Below are 15,135 nucleotides of genomic sequence, written 5' to 3'. Positions count from 1 at the left end.
CCGCTGAGACTCGATCAGGCAAGCAGGACGCGCTGCAGGTCGGGCTTCATCTGCTGCAGCTGCTGGCCCCAGTAGGACCATGCGTGCGTGCCGGCGTCCGGGAAGTTGAACACGCCGTTCTTGCCGCCTGCGGCGATGTACTGCTCCTGGAACGTCCGGTTGGTGCGGATGGTCAGGCCCTCGAGGAACTTCGCGGGGACGTCGCCGCCACCGAGCTCGTTGGGCTGGCCGTTGCCGCAGTAGATCCAGATGCGGGTTCCGTTGGCGACGATCTGGTTGATGTTCACCATCGGGTCGTTGCGCTTCCACGCGGGATCGCTGGACGGTCCCCACATGTCCTCGGCCTTGAAGCCACCCGCGTCACCCATCGAGACACCGATGAGGAAGGGCCACCAGCCCTCGGAGGGGTTCAGGAAGCCCGACATCGAGCTGGCGTAGATGAACTGCTGCGGGTGGTAGATCGACAGCGTCAGCGATGCCGAACCGGCCATCGACAGACCGATCGCGGCGCCACCGGTGGACTTCACGCCGTTGTTGGCGGCCAGGTAGGCGGGCAGCTCCTGGGTCAGGAACGTCTCCCACTTGTAGGTGACCGGCGGGCCGGCCTTGTTGCGCGCGGGTGCGTACCAGTCGGCGTAGAAGCTCGACTGTCCGCCGACGGGCATGACCATCGACAGGCCCGAGTCGTAGTACCACTCGAAGGCCTGGGTCTCGATGTCCCAGCCGTTGAAGTCATCGCGGGCACGGAGGCCGTCCAGCATGTAGACGGCGGGCGAGTTGGGTCCACCGCTCTGGAACTGGACCTTGATGTCGCGGCCCATTCCGGCCGACGGCACCATCAGATACTCGACAGGCAGACCGGGACGTGAGAACGCCCCCGCGGTCGCGCTGCTACCCGTCAGGCCGACCATCGCAGGCAGCACCATCGCCGCCATGGCCGACACAAACAAGCGGCGAGCCCAACGGCCGCCGATTCTGTCAACGAACATCAAATAATTTCCATTCAGTTCCTGGTTACGACGTAACCGTTTACTCTGCGATCCGTTGACCGCACCAGCACCACGGCGGCACCTGACCCCGCGATATGCCCACCCGACGAACCCCCGGGGCGTCGAGCAGACCTCTTGCATGCAGTTGTGTCTCAGTGAGTAAAACATGTGTCGCGCACTACTAGAAAGTCCAACGCGGGTTACGGAGACGTCAGAATGGCATCGTTTCGGCGACTTCCGACGACCGTAGGCTGCCGTTCATGGCCACTTCGCGCAGCGGTACCGACGACGGCCACGCGACCCGCCTCGGCGTGGACGACTGGGTTCGCGCCGGCTTCGCCGTCCTCGCTGAGCAGGGCATCAAGGCCCTCAAGGTCGACGTTCTCTGCTCGCACCTCGGGGTTACCAAGGGCAGCTTCTACTGGCACTTCGACGGCATGCCCGCCTACCGCGCGGCGCTCATCGACGCCTGGGGCACGCTGCGCGACGGGGACAGGCGTGACTTCGACGACATGACCGGCGTGGCGCCCCGTGAGCAACTGTCCCGCATGATGACGTCGCTCGTCAGTCCCCGGCACTGGATGCTGGAACGTGCGATGCGGGAGTGGGCCCGATCCGACGACGCGGTGGCGGCCAGCGTGCGCGACGCGGACCGCCGGGTGCTCCGCGCGGTGCGGCGCGCCTTCGTCGCGTACGGCTTCGACGCCGACGAGGCCGGTCTGCGCGCCGACGCGACGTTCGCCGCGGGAATCGGGTTCCTCCACCTGTCCGGTCCGGTGCCCCCCGCTCAGGACGCCGCGCGCATCGACCGCTTCCTCGAGCTGATGCTGGCGCGCTGACCCGTGCCGGGTCCATACCAAAAGGTATGGTAGCTTCCTGGGCATGGACAGCGTCATCACCGATGAGTTCATCACCCGCCTCGCCGAACGCGGCCGCGACGCCGAGGACCTCCGGCACCTGCCCGACGCCACCGTCGACGAGCTGACCGCGACCGGGTTCACCGAGCTGCTGGTGCCCAAGCGCTTCGGCGGCGAGGAGGCGGCGTTTCCCGAACTGCTCGATCCCGTCCGCCGGATGGCGCACGGCTGCACCTCGAGCGCGTGGGCCATCGGCTTCTACGCCCTGCACAACTGGATGCTGGCGCTGTTTGGCGAGCAGGCCCAGGAGGAGGCCTTCGCCACCCGGCCGTTCCTCGCCCCGGCACCGCTGGCGCCCACGGGCCGTGGCCTGCCCGCGGACGGCGGCGTCCGCCTCACGGGCCGGTGGTCGTGGGCGACCGGCGTGACGCACGGCAACTGGCTCATCGTCGGCGCGCTGTGCGGACCCGACGACGCCCCATGGCCGGCCCTGGCTCTCCTGCCCGCGTCCGAGGCCACGATCGACGACGTCTGGCACACCGACGGCATGCGCGCCACGGGATCCCACGACGTGTCCGTCACCGATGCCTTCGTCCCCGAGCACAGGCTGGTGAAGGTCGCCGACATCTACGGCGGCACCGCACCCGGCGCCGGACTACACGACTCCCCCACCTACCGCTGGCCGATGGTGCCCGCACTGGCCCTGCTCGCGGCCATGCCCGCCCTCGGCAGCGCCGAACGCGTGGCCGATCTGTACGCCGAACGCGTGGGCCAGCGCGTGCTCGCCTACGAAGGAAAGATGCAGCGAGACAAGCCGATTGCGCAGGCCCGACTCGCCGAGGCACGGGTGCGGCTGCGGGCACTGCACGGATTGCTCGACGCCACCGTCGGCGAGATCGAGGCGATCGTGACCACCGGCGACGCGGTGCCCCGCACGGTTCGCGGAGATGCGCGTCTCGCGGCGGCACACGTCGTGCACGAGTCCCGCGCGGTGATCGCCATGCTCTTCGAGGCGTCGGGCGCCAGCGTGCACTTCCTGGACAGCCCGCTGCAGCGCTTCAAGCGCGACGTCGACGTGCTGTCCGGACACGTGGTGTTCGACTACGACACCAGCCGGGAGTTGGCAGGCGCGCTCGCCCTCGGCATGACGATCCCGCGGACGGCGATGGTGTGAACCGAGTTCCGCGGCCGAACCGTTGACACGCGTCAAGAAGTGAAACTAATGTCACTTTCAGTTCTGATCCGAAGGAGATGGTGATGGAGTCGTTCGTCCACCTGCGCAAGGGCGTCACGCCCAAGCGGTTGCACGCCGATCTCGACGGGCTCAAGGACGACGAGCTGGGCCGGTCGGGCTTCGTCGGACGCACCGCCAACATGTACCGGCGCAACGACCCCACCGCCTACCGCTCGGCGGGTCCGCTGCGGCCCGTCGACGTGCTGTCCTCCGAACTGAAGCCCAGCGACGGCACCGACGCCCACGGTGGGCCACTGCTGATGTTCTCCAACCTCGACTGCCAGGTCCTCCTGTCGCGGCGCAGCGAGCCCATGCCGTTCTTCGTCCGCTACGTCGACGGCGACCTACTGTCGTTCGTGCACAGCGGATCCGGGACTCTGGAGACCGAGTTCGGACCGCTGCGCTACCGCGAAGGCGACTGGGTGTACGTCCCGAAGGCGTGCACCTGGCGCCAGATCCCCGACGACGGCGCGTCCACGTGGCTGATGGTGCAGGCCACCGACGAGTTCCGCGTTCCGCCGGCGGGCACGCTCGGCCGGCACTTCCCCTTCGACCCGTCTCAGGTCGAGGTCCCCGAGCCGCAGCCCATCGACGACGGCGACGGACCCGTGGTCGACGGCGAGTACGAGGTGCGCCTGATCCACGACGGGGGCCCGACATCGCTGTACTACCAACACCATCCGCTCGACGTCGAGGGCTGGCGCGGTGACAACTTCCCATTCACGTTCAACATCGCCGACTACAACGTCGTCACCTCCGACAGCGTGCACCTGCCCCCCACGGTGCACCTCTTCATGCAGGCGACCGGCGTCTACATCATGAACTTCCTGCCCAAGCGCGCGGAGAGCGTGCCGGGCACCGAGCGCACGCCGTGGTACCACCGCAACGTCGACTTCGACGAAATCGCGTTCTTCCACAGCGGCGCCCTGTACGGCATACCGATGCCACCCGGCCTCGTCTCCCATGCGCCGCAAGGGGTTCACCACGGGGCACCCGAGAAGGCGCGCGAGCGGGCCCGCCGCAAGTTCGACGAGTACGACCGCGTCGACTGGACGGTGATCGCCGTGGACACCCGACGCCGGCTGATCCCGTCGCCGGAGATCTTGGCGAACGACCTGGGCCAGCATTCGTGAGCGCACCGACGAAGCACTCGTACCAGCGCATCCCCTATCTCGTTGCCTTCCAGAACACCTCGGGCGTGCGCGATGTCTACGGCGGCGTCGCCGAACTCGTCGTCCTGGAGAGCTACCTCCTGAAGCCGGACAGGCCGAGCGACACGGTGCTGGTGTTCATGCACCCGATCGGCGGCGGCGCCTACCTGCCGATGATCAACGGGCTCGCCCGCGCGGGACACCACGTCATCTACTGCAACAGCCGGTTCCGGGGCACCGACTCCGCGTTGCTGATGGAGAAGGTCGTCGAGGACCTCGGCGAGTGCATCAGGGACGCCAAGGACCGGCTCGGCTACTCGAAGGTCGTCCTCGCCGGGTGGAGCGGAGGCGGGTCGCTGTCGGTGTTCTATCAGCAGCAGGCGCAGCACCCGACGATCACGTCCAGCCCGTCGGGCGACGGCCCCGACCTCACCACGCTGGGACTCGTTCCCGCCGACGCCATCATGCTGCTCGCCGCGCACGTCAGCAGGCACGGCACCATGACCGAGTGGCTGGACGCCTCCATCCTCGACGAGGCCGACCCGTCCCGTCGCGACCCCGAACTCGACCTCTACGACCCCGCCAACCCCAACCAGCCGCCCTACACGGCGGAGTTCCTCGAGCGCTATCGGGCGGCGCAGATCGCCCGCAACCGGCGGATCACCGCGTGGGTGAAGGACAAGCTGGCAGCCCTGAAGGCTTCGGGTCGCCCCGACGAGGAGTTCGCGTTCGTCGTGCACGGCACGATGGCCGACCCGCGCTGGCTCGATCCGGCGGTCGATCCCAACGAACGCACCCCGGGCACCTGCTATCTGGGCGATCCTGCAGTGGTGAACAACTCGCCCGTCGGGCTGGCCCGGTTCTGCACGCTGCGGAGCTGGCTGTCGCAGTGGAGTTACGACGACGCCCGCGGTGACGCCGTGGACTGCGGACCGGACATCGCGGTGCCCACCCTGGTGATCGGCAACCTCGCCGACGACGCCTGCACGCCCAGCCACACCCGCCGGCTGTTCGAGGCCATCGGGCACCCCGACAAGGAACTGCACGAGATCCCCGGGGCGAACCACTACTACGCCGGCCCCGACCAGCGGGACACGCTGCGCCAGGCCGTCGGGGTGTGCACGGACTGGTTGCACCGGCACGGGCTGTCGACGTGACGGTCACCGGCGGGCCGTCCGCGCAAGCGCGGCTCCAGCGAAGCGACCCGGGAAATGTCACCGGTCCGCTCGACGGGATCCGGGTCATCGAGGTCGGCACGCTCATCTCGGGGCCGTTCGCCGGTCGCCTCCTGGGCGACATGGGCGCCGAGGTCGTCAAGATCGAGCCGCCCGGTGCGCCCGACCCGCTGCGCACCTGGGGCCAGGCCGAACTGGACGGCCACCACTTCTTCTGGACCGTGCACGCGCGCAACAAGAAGGCGGTCACGCTGAACCTGCGCGAGGCCCGCGGCCGGGAGCTGTTCCTCGACCTCGTCGAGCAGTCCGACGTGATCGTCGAGAACTTTCGGCCCGGCACGCTGGAGAAGTGGGATCTCGGCTACGACGTTCTGCGCGAACGCAACCGGGGCATCATCCTGGTCCGGGTGTCCGGATACGGGCAGACCGGTCCCGAGTCGAGCAAGGCCGGCTACGCGTCGGTCGCCGAGGCCGCGAGCGGGCTTCGGCACATGAACGGCTTTCCCGGCGGTCCACCGCCGCGGCTGGCGCTGTCGCTGGGCGACTCCCTGGCAGGCATGTTCGCCGCCCAGGGCGCGCTGGCCGCGCTGTACCGGCGCAGCGTCACCGGCGAGGGGCAGGTCGTCGACGCCGCGCTCACCGAAGCGTGCCTGGCGGTCCAGGAGTCGACCATCCCCGACTACGACGTCGGCGGAGTCGTCCGCGGCCCGTCCGGCACACGGCTCGAGGGCATCGCGCCGTCCAACATCTATCAGACCGCCGACGGCAGCTGGGTGGTCATCGCCGCCAACCAGGACACGGTCTTCCGCCGGCTGTGCGCCGCGATGGATCGCCCCGAGCTGGCCACCGACCCGCGCTTCGTCGACCACGTGAACCGCGGCCGCAACCAGGACGAACTCGACCGGCTCATCGGCGAGTGGGCCGCCGCACGCCGGCCCGACGACGTCATCGCGACGCTGTCCGCCGCAGGCGTCATCAGCGGTCCGATCAACACGGTCGCCGAGGTCGTCGCCGACCCACAGCTGTTGTCGCGGGGCATGATCGCCGACCACTGGGACGAGCGGATCGGGCGAAACGTGAAGGGCCCTGGCGTCATACCCGTGCTGTCCGAGACGCCCGGCACCATCCGGTCCGCCGGGTCGAGCACACCGGGGCAGCACAACGCCGAGGTGTACGGCGAGCTGCTCGGCAGGTCCGCCGACGAGTTGGCCGAGCTGGCAGCGGAGGGAGTGCTGTGATCCCGCACGTCACGATCCGGGAGGTGTCGCTGCGCGACGGCCTGCAGATCGAGGCCCCGATCCCGCTGTCGGCCAAGCTCGACCTGCTCGACGCCGTCCTCGCCACCGGAGTTCGCGAAATCGAGGTCACCGCCTTCGTCTCGCCGTCGAAGGTGCCCGCCCTGGCCGACGCCGCCGAACTCGCCGCCGAGCTACCCCGTCTCCGCGACGCGCACGACGTCGAGTTTTCCGCACTCGTCGCCGGACCCGGGGGTGCCGCGCGCGCCATCGCGGCAGGACTCACCTCGCTCGAATACGTGGTGTCCGCGGCCGACGGTCACAGCCAGGCCAACGTCGGCCGGTCCACGTCGGACTCGACCCACCTCATCGCCGACATCGCACGGATCGCCCACGAGGGCGGCGCCACGATCGAGGTGATCATCGCGACGGCGTGGGACTGCCCGTTCGACGGTCCGACCGATCCCGCCCGCGTCCTCGACATCGCCTCGGCCGCAGTGGAAGTGGGTGCCGACCGGATCGCCATCGCCGACACGATCGGCACCACCACCCCGGGCCGGGTCACCCGGCTCGTCGAGGCGTTGCGACCCATCGTCGCCGACCTGCCGCTCGGCGCGCACTTCCACGACACCCGCGGCGCCGGGCTGGCCAGCGCCTGGGCCGCGGTCACCGCGGGCGTCACCCGGTTGGACGCGTCGGTCGGCGGCCTCGGCGGCTGCCCGTTCGCACCGGGCGCCAGCGGCAACATCGCCACCGAAGACCTCGTCTACCTCCTGCGCGACTCCGACGTCCACACCGACCTCGACCTCGAGGCCGCCATCCACGCCGCGGGTGTCGCGCGGTCCGTCGTGGGGCACGACCTGCCCAGTGCGCTGCTGCGCGCGGGCGACCGGATCCTGGGCTGAGACCGCGGTGACATCCCCCAGGTCGCTACGCTCCCGCCCGCCGGTGCAATCCGCGGACACGCTCACCGCGAAGGGCCGCCAGACCCGTGAGGGAATCGAACGCGCCGCACGGAAGCTCTTCGCCGAACGCGGCTTCCACGGCACGACACTGGCCGACATCACGTCTGCTGCAGGCAAGTCGTCGGCCGCGTTCTACCGCTACTACACCGACAAGGAAGACCTGCTGTACTCGCTGGCCGAGTCGTTCCTGCACGACGTGGTGATGCCGTCGGGGCTCACCGTGCACCTGCCCGAGTCGCCGGAGGACACCGGGTTCTTCACCGCCGTGGTGACCGGCTACTGGAACATGTTCTCCCAGAACATCGGGATCATGATCGCCGTCAATCAGCTCGCCGACACCAGACCCAGGTTCGCGGACGTGCAGAACGAGTTCCGGCGGTTCGGCATCGACATGGTGGCGGCAACGGTCCGCCGGGCGCGCGAGCAGGGCTACGCCGCCGACGTCGATCCCCTGCTCACCGGAGCGGCGATAGCGCTGCTGTTCGAGAACTTCACCGTGGTGTCGCTGCGCCCGTCAGGACTGGGCCTGGACGTCGGCGACGCCGACGCCATCACCACGCTCTCGACCATCTGGCGCAAGACCCTGTACGGCAACTGAGGAGAGAACCACCGTGGACTTCGCTCTGCCCGAACACCTTCCCGGTCTGCTCGCGGAAATGGACGCCTTCATCGAGGCGGAGATCGCGCCGCTCGAGGCCCAGCACGTGCAGTACTTCGACAAGCGCCGCGAGTACGCGCGCACCGACTGGGAGAACGACGGCATCCCGCAGCGCGCGTGGGAGGACCTGCTCGACGAGATGCGCCGACGAGCCGACGCCGCGGGCTGGCTGCGGTACGGCCTGCCCGCCCGGTTCGGCGGCAGGGACGGCACCAACCTCGACATGGCGGTCATCCGGGAGCACCTGGCGCACAGGGGTCTCGGGCTGCACAACGACCTGCAGGACGAGTCGTCCATCGTCGGGAACTTCCCCCAGGTCATCATGATGGACCGCTTCGGCACCGACGCCCAGAAGAAGGAGTGGGGTGAAGCGCTGCTCACCGGCGAACGCTCGATGGCCTTCGGACTGTCGGAGCCCGCGCACGGGTCCGACGCCACGTGGCTCGAGACCACCGCCGCGGCCGACGGCGACGGCTGGGTGATCAACGGCACCAAGCGCTGGAACACCGGGGTCCACCGCGCCACCCACGACCTCGTCTTCGCACGAACCTCCGGCGAGGCGGGGCAGGCCCGCGGCATCACGGCGTTCCTGGTTCCCACCGACAGCCCGGGCTTCACCGTGCCGTTCTACTGGTGGACGTTCAACATGCCCACCGATCACGCCGAGGTCGAACTCACCGACGTCCGGGTGCCCGCCGACGCCGTGCTGGGCGAGGTGGACCACGGGCTGGACGTGGGCCAGACGTTTCTGCACGAGAACAGGATTCGGCAGGCGGCGAGCAGCCTGGGTGCGGCCCAGTACTGCATCGACCGCGCCGCGCACTACGCCAGCGAACGGGTGGTGTTCGGGAAACCACTGTCGGTGAACCAGGCCGTGCAATGGCCGCTGGCCGAACTGCAGACGGAGGCGCAGATGGTGCGGCTGCTGGTGTACTACGCCGCGTGGCACCTAGACCGCAACCATCACATGGAGGTCAGCGACAAGGTGTCGATGGCCAACTACCGCGCCAACCGCCTGGTGTGCGAGGCCGCCGACCGCGCCATGCAGATCCACGGCGGCCTCGGCTACAGCAGGCACGAACCGTTCGAGCACATCTACCGCCACCACCGCCGGTACCGGATCACCGAGGGTGCCGAGGAGATCCAGATCCGCAGGGTCGCACAGCGGATGCTGAAGTTCGGCGGCACCCGGACGTGACCGACGACCTCGCATCCGGGCTCACCGGGGTGCTGGCTCCGCAGCTGGGCGACGTGCGGGTCGAGGAGCTGCGTGTGCTCACCGGCGGGGCGAGCCGGGCGACGTGGGCGTTCGAGGCCGTCACCGAAGGGGGGACGCGACCGCTGATCCTGCGGATCGGTCCGCCAGACGAGATCCACGCGGGCATGGAACTCGAGGCGGCGGCGCTCACCCGGGCCGCGGCGACGGGCGCGCCGGTGCCGCACGTCCTGGTCGCTCGGGATTCGCCTGCGGCGCTGGGCAACCCGTTCCTCGTCTGCGACTTCATCTCGGGCGAGACGATCGTGCGAAGAATTCAGCGCGCCATCGACGACGCCTCCCGGGCCGCCCTGCTCGACGAGTGCGCCCGGGCGATGGCCGCCATCCACCGCGCCGACCCGTCCGGCATCGGCCTGCCGGCATCCGAGCCGCTCGAGGAGTGGCACGCCCAACTCGACGAGATGGGCGACACCACCGCGACGTTCGAGTGGGCCTTCCGGTGGCTCGCGGCGAACCGCCCGCCCGCCGCACCGCACGTGCTGGTGCACGGCGACTTCCGGATGGGCAACCTGATCGTCGACACCGACGCACGGCCCGCCCGCCTCGCGGCGGTCCTGGACTGGGAGCTGACCCACGCCGGCGAGGTGTACGAGGACCTCGCCTGGTTCTGCATCCGAGCGTGGCGCTTCGGGGCGCCCCGGTCACTCGGCGCGGGTGGCCTCGGCAGCGTCGACGAGCTGCTCCGCGCCTACGAGGCGGCGGCGGGCGTCGACCTGGACCCTGCCGCCATGCACTGGTGGCTGGTGCTGTCGACGCTGCGCTGGGGCGTCATCTGCCGCTACCAGGCCGAGCGGCACCTGTCGGGCCAGACCCGGTCGGTGGAGCTCGCCGCGATCGGCCGACGGGTCTGTGAGACCGAGTACGACCTGCTCACCCTGCTGAAGGAGGCACCGTGACGTCCCCGTACGGCAGACCCACCGCCGCCGAACTCATCGCCGCGGTCGCGGAGTTCCTCGACACCGACGTCCGGGAGGCGACGAGCGGGGCGGTCAACTTCCACGCCCGGGTCGCCGTCAATGCGCTACGGACCGTGGAACGCGAACTGCTCGACGCCGCTACGCCGCCGGACCTCTTCGGTTACGCGGACGAGGCGGACCTCGCCGCCGCCATCCGGCGCGGCGACCTCGACGACCGCGGTGCCGACGTCGAACCGGTGCTGCGGAGGCTCGTCACCCGGCGCCTCGCCGTCGCGCACCCGGGATACGACGACTCGGAGGGCGCCTCGTGACCGGACCGCTGGCGGTGGCCGACCGGCTCTTCGCAGCGATCGAGGCGGGCGACTACCCGGCCATCGACGCCATGTGGGCCGACGATGTCGCCGTGTGGCACAGCGGGGACGCCGGCGACAACGATCGGGTCGGTGCGCTGAAGGTGATCCGCTGGTTCCTGAACGTCACCGCGACCCGTCGTTACGTGATCCTCGATCGCCAAGTATTCGACGGCGGGTTCGTGCAGCAGCACGTCCTTCACGCCGACGGCACCGGCGGGGCGTCGATCGCCCTGCGGGTCTGCATCGTGATCAAGGTGGACGGGGACGGTGCGATCACCCGGATCGACGAGTACTTCGACCCGGCCGACATGGCGCCCCTGATGCAGCAGCGTTGACCTCTCACGTCGACCACCACACCAGCACGCACACCGCGCCGGCGAGAGCGACCGTCGCCCATCCCACGCAGAGGACGGCGATGCGCCGCCGGGCGGCCCGGCGCCGTCCGACGACGATCACCGCCAGCGCCAGGGCGAACGCCAGCGCCGCCACGACGAACCGACCCGGCAGTGCCAGTTCGGCGTGCCGGAGCAACACGAGTGCGCCGATCGCGAGGAAGCCCAGCGACGTCCGCTCCCAGGACAGCGCCGTGCGCTCGGGCTGCAGACCGGGCCTGTCCGCCACTCGTCTCATCGTCAGCTGCCGCCGGGGGGCGTCACGACGAGGAGGACGAGGAGCACGACGGTCAGTGCCACGAGCGCGACCCCGATGGCGACGGGCATCCGGTTGGTCGGGAGATCCTCCCCGCGACGCATCGCCTGCTGGACCCGCCGCCAGCGTTGCACCGACGACAGCGCCAACAGTCCTCCGGATGCCACCAGAACGATGCTGAGTCCATGCCGAACCCCGTGAATCCCGAAGCGTGGCAACAGTTGAACGAGGGCGACACCGCCGGCGATCAGTGCGAGCGCGGTCCGGATCCACGCCAGGAAGGTGCGTTCGTTCGCGAGCGAGAACCGGTAGTCCGGCTCGTCGTCGACTGGGTCGGTCACGGGGCCGAGGAGACGTGCACCGGATGCTGGAGCACCGACTCGTGCATGTACCCGAGTTCGTTGAACGACGTGTGTTCTGGTTGAACGTTGTTCGACGAATCTGCCGCACGCACGCTGATGACGTGGTCGCCAGGTTCCGCGTTCCACGCGAACTCCCATCGCGCCCACAAGCCGGGCGTGGCCGCGGACGTGATGTCGGCCGCGTGCCACGGACCGCCGTCGACGCGGTAGTCGACCGCGGCGACTGAGTTCTCGCCTGCGAAGGCACGCCCCCGGATCACCTGCGGTCCGGGGCTCAGCCGCGCGGGCCACGGGAGTTCGATCAGGCTGGACACACCGAGTGCCGTGATGACGGAACCGCGACCCGGCCCGTCCGCCTCGTGGCCGGGGCCGATCAGCACGTAGTCGTCGGTGTTCCACGGTACGAAGATCCGTTCACGCGACACCTCGAGCCGCCCGAGCCACTTGATGCTCGCGGCACCCAGCCAGCCCGAGACCACGAGCCTCGCCGGGAAGCCGTGATCGGGCGGGAGCGTCTCGCCGTTCATCGCCGTCGCGACGATGGTGTCATCGGCCATGGCCTTGGCGATGGGGAGGGGGCGCCGAGCGCCCGCCGAGTCGAGGGACACCGCGAGTACGTCGACCGCATCGGCGGCCACGCCCACACCGGCGAGCAGGTCGCGCAGACGCACGCCGGTCCACTCCGCCGAGCTGATGGCACCACGACCCCACTGCGTACCGTCGAAGGTGGTGCCCAACTCCTCGCCGAACAGCACGCGGCGATTACCCGCGCACTCGAGCGTCCGCTCGATCGAGACCTGTGGGAACCGATGGCACAGTTCGTCGTAGCCAACGGACGCGGGCTTGCCCGCCGCGTCGCCCCCAATGTGCAGTGCCCACCCGGCGACGTCGATGCTCGGTGTCGGCGAGTGACTCCGAACGAAGAATCGATCGACTGGAGTGAGCATTCCCGGCATCCGGTCGGGCCGGGTGCCGTAGTCCAGGCCCGTACCGGCGTCTTCCATCAGATCGGATGAGACCGGTTTCACCACACCTGATTCGGTTGCACCCATGGCAGCCACCTTCCGTCGAGTTTCGCGTCCTTCGCCAATCGTCTACCGCCCCTGTCCCGCAAACAAGCGCTATTGCCACAACCAAATGTTGTGGCGCGTTAGGATCTGGTTGTGGAGCGACTCAGTACGCGCATGCTCGACCTGGTCTCGCTGGAGGTCCTGCTGGCCATTGCCCGGACCGGAAGCCTCAGCGCCGCCGGGCGTGAACTGGGCCTGTCGCAGCAAGCCGTATCCGCACGCGTCGTCGCCATGGAGAATCAGACCGGCGTCCGGTTGGTGCGCCGCAGCCGGACCGGGTCGGGGCTGACCCCAGCCGGCGTGGTCACCGCCCAGTGGGCCGATCGCCTACTCGGTGTGGCCCGTGAGGTAGACGCCGGACTTGCGACTCTGCGAGCAGACAGCAAGAACAATGTCCGAGTCCATGCGAGTCTCACCATCGCCGAACTCCTCATGCCGCGATGGCTGGTCACCTTGCGAACTGCCAAGGTCCGGCGTGCCGCGAACTCGCCCGAGGTGATCCTGACCGCCCAGAACAGCGAACACGTCATTGCTGCGGTGCGCGAGGGCGCCGCCGACGTGGGCTTCGTCGAGAGCCCGGGTTCACCACGGGGCCTGCGTGGTCGCATCGTCGCCCACGACGAACTCGTCCTCGTCGTACCGCGTGACCACCCTTGGGCACGCAGGACACGACCAATCGGGCCCGACGAGTTGTGCCGGGCAGCCCTGGTGACCCGCGAACCCGGCTCGGGCACGAGGGACTTCCTCACCGCGGCAATCGTGGGGGCCGGCTGCGACGGCATGACCGAACCGCCCGTACTGGAGTTGTCGACGGCTGCCGCGGTGCGCGCGGCCGTACTCGCGGGCGCCGGGCCGGCCGTGATGAGCCGACTCTCCGTGGCCGACGACCTCGCGCTCGGCAGGCTGCATGCGGTACCGGTGAGCGCGATCGACCTGCACCGCCCGTTACGCGCGATCTGGACCGGGGCCCGCACTCCACCGGCGGGCGCAGTGCGCGACCTGCTGGCTCACATCGCCTCCGTCACCAAGTCCACCCATTCGAGTCAACGATCCGATCACTGACGCCCGTGGACGAATCCCTCGTCAGCGACAAGCGTCGCCGCCTCGACACGCCGAACGTCGCCCCGCTCAACGACTTGGTGCGTAGCTGGCGATCGAGGGGTGCCGATCGATCCATTCCGTGGTTCGACCCGGATGACGGCGGCACGGGAGCCAAGGTACTGATCTTGATGGAGTCGCCGGCACCCCGCACCGTCGGTCCGTCAGGCTCCAACTTCTGCTCTCTGGACAATTCAGACTCCAGCAACCGTCTACTCGGCAACCTGATCGAGGAGGCCGGGATTCGTCGCGCGGATTGCCTGAAGTGGAACGTAGTCCCTGCGGCGCTCCGCGACGAACTGGGCGCGCCGCGCGCCGCGCGGCGCGCAGACGTCGAGGACGGGGCACACCGGCTGCGCGAGGTCCTCGCCCTCACCCATCGTCTTCAGATCGTGCTCACCCTCGGCTCCGCCGCGCTGTCGGGCTTCATGCTCGCCATCACAGGGGAGCCGCCAGGAAGGCTGTACAAGGTGCTCGCTGCGCCGCATCCGTCCCAGCGGAACACCAGCAGCCGCGCTCAGTCGTTACGCCGCATCGAGAATGCTCTGCGCGCGATCGCCGCCGACCTCGAACTCGACGACGACCGCGCGTGGGGTCAGCAGACCGTGCAGCAGCGCCGAACCGCCGCGGCACGGGTGCCGCAGTCGTAGCATCGGCGAGGTGCCCCCCAGCATCCGGATCCTCGTCTACAGCGACAACGCCCTCGTGCGTGATCAGGTGCGGTCGGCGCTCGGCACACGTGTCCACCCGGACCTGCCCGAGCTGACCTATCTCGACGTCGCAACCGCGCCGGTGGTGGTCAGCACCATCGACGGCGGGGGCATCGACATCGCGATCCTCGACGGCGAGGCGAGCCCCGCGGGTGGGATGGGGCTGGCCAAGCAGCTCAAGGACGAGGTGGCGGTGTGTCCGCCGATACTGGTGCTCACGGGCAGGCCGGACGATGCCTGGCTGGCCAACTGGTCCCGGGCGGAGGCGGCTGTGCCGCACCCCATCGACCCGATCCGGCTGTGCGAGGCGGTCGCCGGGCTGGTACGCACCCTGGTGACGTGACCTGCACGAATTGATCTGCGCGCGTGGCAACTTCGCGTGTGAGGCGACGTAGGCCGACCCGTCGACACGCAAATCTGATCCTATCCAAAACGCG

General features: G+C 69.4%; 18 protein-coding genes. 14 read left to right on the top strand and 4 right to left on the bottom strand.

The genetic code is table 11. From position 1 onward, the window contains the following. Positions 1-14: 14 nt before the first annotated feature. Positions 15-992 (bottom strand): esterase family protein, encoded by a 978-nt coding sequence (locus G6N64_RS14570; RefSeq protein ID WP_276017454.1) that lies wholly within the window; start codon positions 990-992, stop codon positions 15-17. A gap of 257 nt (positions 993-1,249) precedes the next feature. On the opposite strand from G6N64_RS14570, the gene G6N64_RS14565 reads away from it, so the two are divergent. The 11 genes from G6N64_RS14565 to G6N64_RS14515 all read left to right on the top strand — a co-directional run bounded on the left by G6N64_RS14565 (position 1,250) and on the right by G6N64_RS14515 (position 11,145). Beyond that, a complete protein-coding gene (locus tag G6N64_RS14565; RefSeq protein WP_163797704.1) occupies positions 1,250-1,828 on the top strand; it encodes a TetR/AcrR family transcriptional regulator in 579 nt (192 codons plus the stop codon). Between the two features lie 43 nt (positions 1,829-1,871). Next, positions 1,872-3,020 carry an acyl-CoA dehydrogenase family protein gene (locus G6N64_RS14560; protein WP_163797703.1) on the top strand — a complete coding sequence of 383 codons (1,149 nt, stop codon included), beginning with the start codon at positions 1,872-1,874 and terminating at the stop codon, positions 3,018-3,020. 83 nt (positions 3,021-3,103) lie between these two features. After that, a complete protein-coding gene (locus tag G6N64_RS14555; protein WP_163797702.1) occupies positions 3,104-4,213 on the top strand; it encodes a homogentisate 1,2-dioxygenase in 1,110 nt (369 codons plus the stop codon). Then, positions 4,210-5,388: an alpha/beta fold hydrolase gene (locus G6N64_RS14550; protein WP_163797701.1), complete on the top strand. Its 1,179-nt coding sequence runs from the start codon at positions 4,210-4,212 to the stop codon at positions 5,386-5,388. Before G6N64_RS14555 ends, G6N64_RS14550 begins: the two co-directional genes overlap by 4 nt. A 77-nt stretch (positions 5,389-5,465) precedes the next feature. Next, positions 5,466-6,644, top strand: a complete 1,179-nt coding sequence (locus G6N64_RS14545) for a CaiB/BaiF CoA transferase family protein (RefSeq protein ID WP_163801788.1) — start codon at positions 5,466-5,468, stop codon at positions 6,642-6,644. Continuing rightward, positions 6,641-7,546, top strand: coding sequence for a hydroxymethylglutaryl-CoA lyase (locus tag G6N64_RS14540; protein ID WP_163797700.1), 906 nt, complete (start codon positions 6,641-6,643; stop codon positions 7,544-7,546). The genes G6N64_RS14545 and G6N64_RS14540 overlap by 4 nt, the downstream gene beginning before the upstream one ends. A gap of 43 nt (positions 7,547-7,589) precedes the next feature. Then, positions 7,590-8,204, top strand: a complete 615-nt coding sequence (locus tag G6N64_RS14535; protein WP_163797699.1) for a TetR/AcrR family transcriptional regulator — start codon at positions 7,590-7,592, stop codon at positions 8,202-8,204. Between the two features lie 13 nt (positions 8,205-8,217). Next, positions 8,218-9,462 carry an acyl-CoA dehydrogenase family protein gene (locus G6N64_RS14530; protein ID WP_163797698.1) on the top strand — a complete coding sequence of 415 codons (1,245 nt, stop codon included), beginning with the start codon at positions 8,218-8,220 and terminating at the stop codon, positions 9,460-9,462. After that, on the top strand, positions 9,459-10,436 hold the full coding sequence (locus G6N64_RS14525) for a phosphotransferase family protein (RefSeq protein ID WP_163797697.1): 978 nt from the start codon (positions 9,459-9,461) through the stop codon (positions 10,434-10,436). The genes G6N64_RS14530 and G6N64_RS14525 overlap by 4 nt, the downstream gene beginning before the upstream one ends. Next, on the top strand, positions 10,433-10,768 hold the full coding sequence (locus tag G6N64_RS14520) for a DUF6285 domain-containing protein (protein WP_163797696.1): 336 nt from the start codon (positions 10,433-10,435) through the stop codon (positions 10,766-10,768). Before G6N64_RS14525 ends, G6N64_RS14520 begins: the two co-directional genes overlap by 4 nt. Then, positions 10,765-11,145, top strand: coding sequence for a nuclear transport factor 2 family protein (locus G6N64_RS14515; protein ID WP_163797695.1), 381 nt, complete (start codon positions 10,765-10,767; stop codon positions 11,143-11,145). The genes G6N64_RS14520 and G6N64_RS14515 overlap by 4 nt, the downstream gene beginning before the upstream one ends. Positions 11,146-11,149: 4 nt before the next feature. On the opposite strand, the gene G6N64_RS14510 is transcribed toward G6N64_RS14515, so the two are convergent. The 3 genes from G6N64_RS14510 to G6N64_RS14500 are packed head-to-tail and all read right to left on the bottom strand — an operon-like array spanning position 11,150 to position 12,824. Further along, a complete protein-coding gene (locus G6N64_RS14510; protein WP_409370708.1) occupies positions 11,150-11,431 on the bottom strand; it encodes a DUF202 domain-containing protein in 282 nt (93 codons plus the stop codon). Positions 11,432-11,442: 11 nt separating this feature from the next. Next, positions 11,443-11,799, bottom strand: coding sequence for a YidH family protein (locus G6N64_RS14505; RefSeq protein WP_163797693.1), 357 nt, complete (start codon positions 11,797-11,799; stop codon positions 11,443-11,445). Then, entirely contained in the window at positions 11,796-12,824 is a 1,029-nt protein-coding gene (locus G6N64_RS14500; RefSeq protein ID WP_163797692.1) for a molybdopterin-dependent oxidoreductase, read from the bottom strand. The genes G6N64_RS14505 and G6N64_RS14500 overlap by 4 nt, the downstream gene beginning before the upstream one ends. A 180-nt stretch (positions 12,825-13,004) precedes the next feature. Here G6N64_RS14500 and G6N64_RS14495 point away from each other — a divergent pair, with 180 nt between their 5' ends. Genes G6N64_RS14495 through G6N64_RS14485 form a run of 3 tightly spaced genes read left to right on the top strand, consistent with a single transcriptional unit; the run spans position 13,005 to position 15,041 of the window. Next, positions 13,005-13,952, top strand: coding sequence for a LysR family transcriptional regulator (locus tag G6N64_RS14495; protein ID WP_163801786.1), 948 nt, complete (start codon positions 13,005-13,007; stop codon positions 13,950-13,952). 5 nt (positions 13,953-13,957) lie between these two features. Then, a complete protein-coding gene (locus tag G6N64_RS14490) occupies positions 13,958-14,638 on the top strand; it encodes a uracil-DNA glycosylase family protein (protein ID WP_163797691.1) in 681 nt (226 codons plus the stop codon). Positions 14,639-14,648: 10 nt separating this feature from the next. Beyond that, positions 14,649-15,041, top strand: a complete 393-nt coding sequence (locus tag G6N64_RS14485; RefSeq protein ID WP_409370707.1) for an Rv3143 family two-component system response regulator — start codon at positions 14,649-14,651, stop codon at positions 15,039-15,041. Positions 15,042-15,135 lie beyond the last annotated feature (94 nt).

Origin of the sequence: Mycolicibacterium sediminis (genome assembly GCF_010731735.1) — a bacterium.
In the GTDB taxonomy this organism is placed as follows: domain Bacteria; phylum Actinomycetota; class Actinomycetes; order Mycobacteriales; family Mycobacteriaceae; genus Mycobacterium; species Mycobacterium sediminis.
Note: the sequence above shows the minus strand (reverse complement) of the source record. Positions and strands in the feature narration are given on the sequence as shown.

What these genes read in the sequence shown, in the direction of transcription:
- G6N64_RS14500 (WP_163797692.1), bottom strand. Translation starts at nt 12,824, where the DNA reads ATGGAAGACGCCGGTACGGGCCTGGACTACGGCACCCGGCCCGACCGG.
- G6N64_RS14495 (WP_163801786.1), top strand. Translation starts at nt 13,005, where the DNA reads ATGCTCGACCTGGTCTCGCTGGAGGTCCTGCTGGCCATTGCCCGGACC.
- G6N64_RS14565 (WP_163797704.1), top strand. Translation starts at nt 1,250, where the DNA reads ATGGCCACTTCGCGCAGCGGTACCGACGACGGCCACGCGACCCGCCTC.
- G6N64_RS14560 (WP_163797703.1), top strand. Translation starts at nt 1,872, where the DNA reads ATGGACAGCGTCATCACCGATGAGTTCATCACCCGCCTCGCCGAACGC.
- G6N64_RS14555 (WP_163797702.1), top strand. Translation starts at nt 3,104, where the DNA reads ATGGAGTCGTTCGTCCACCTGCGCAAGGGCGTCACGCCCAAGCGGTTG.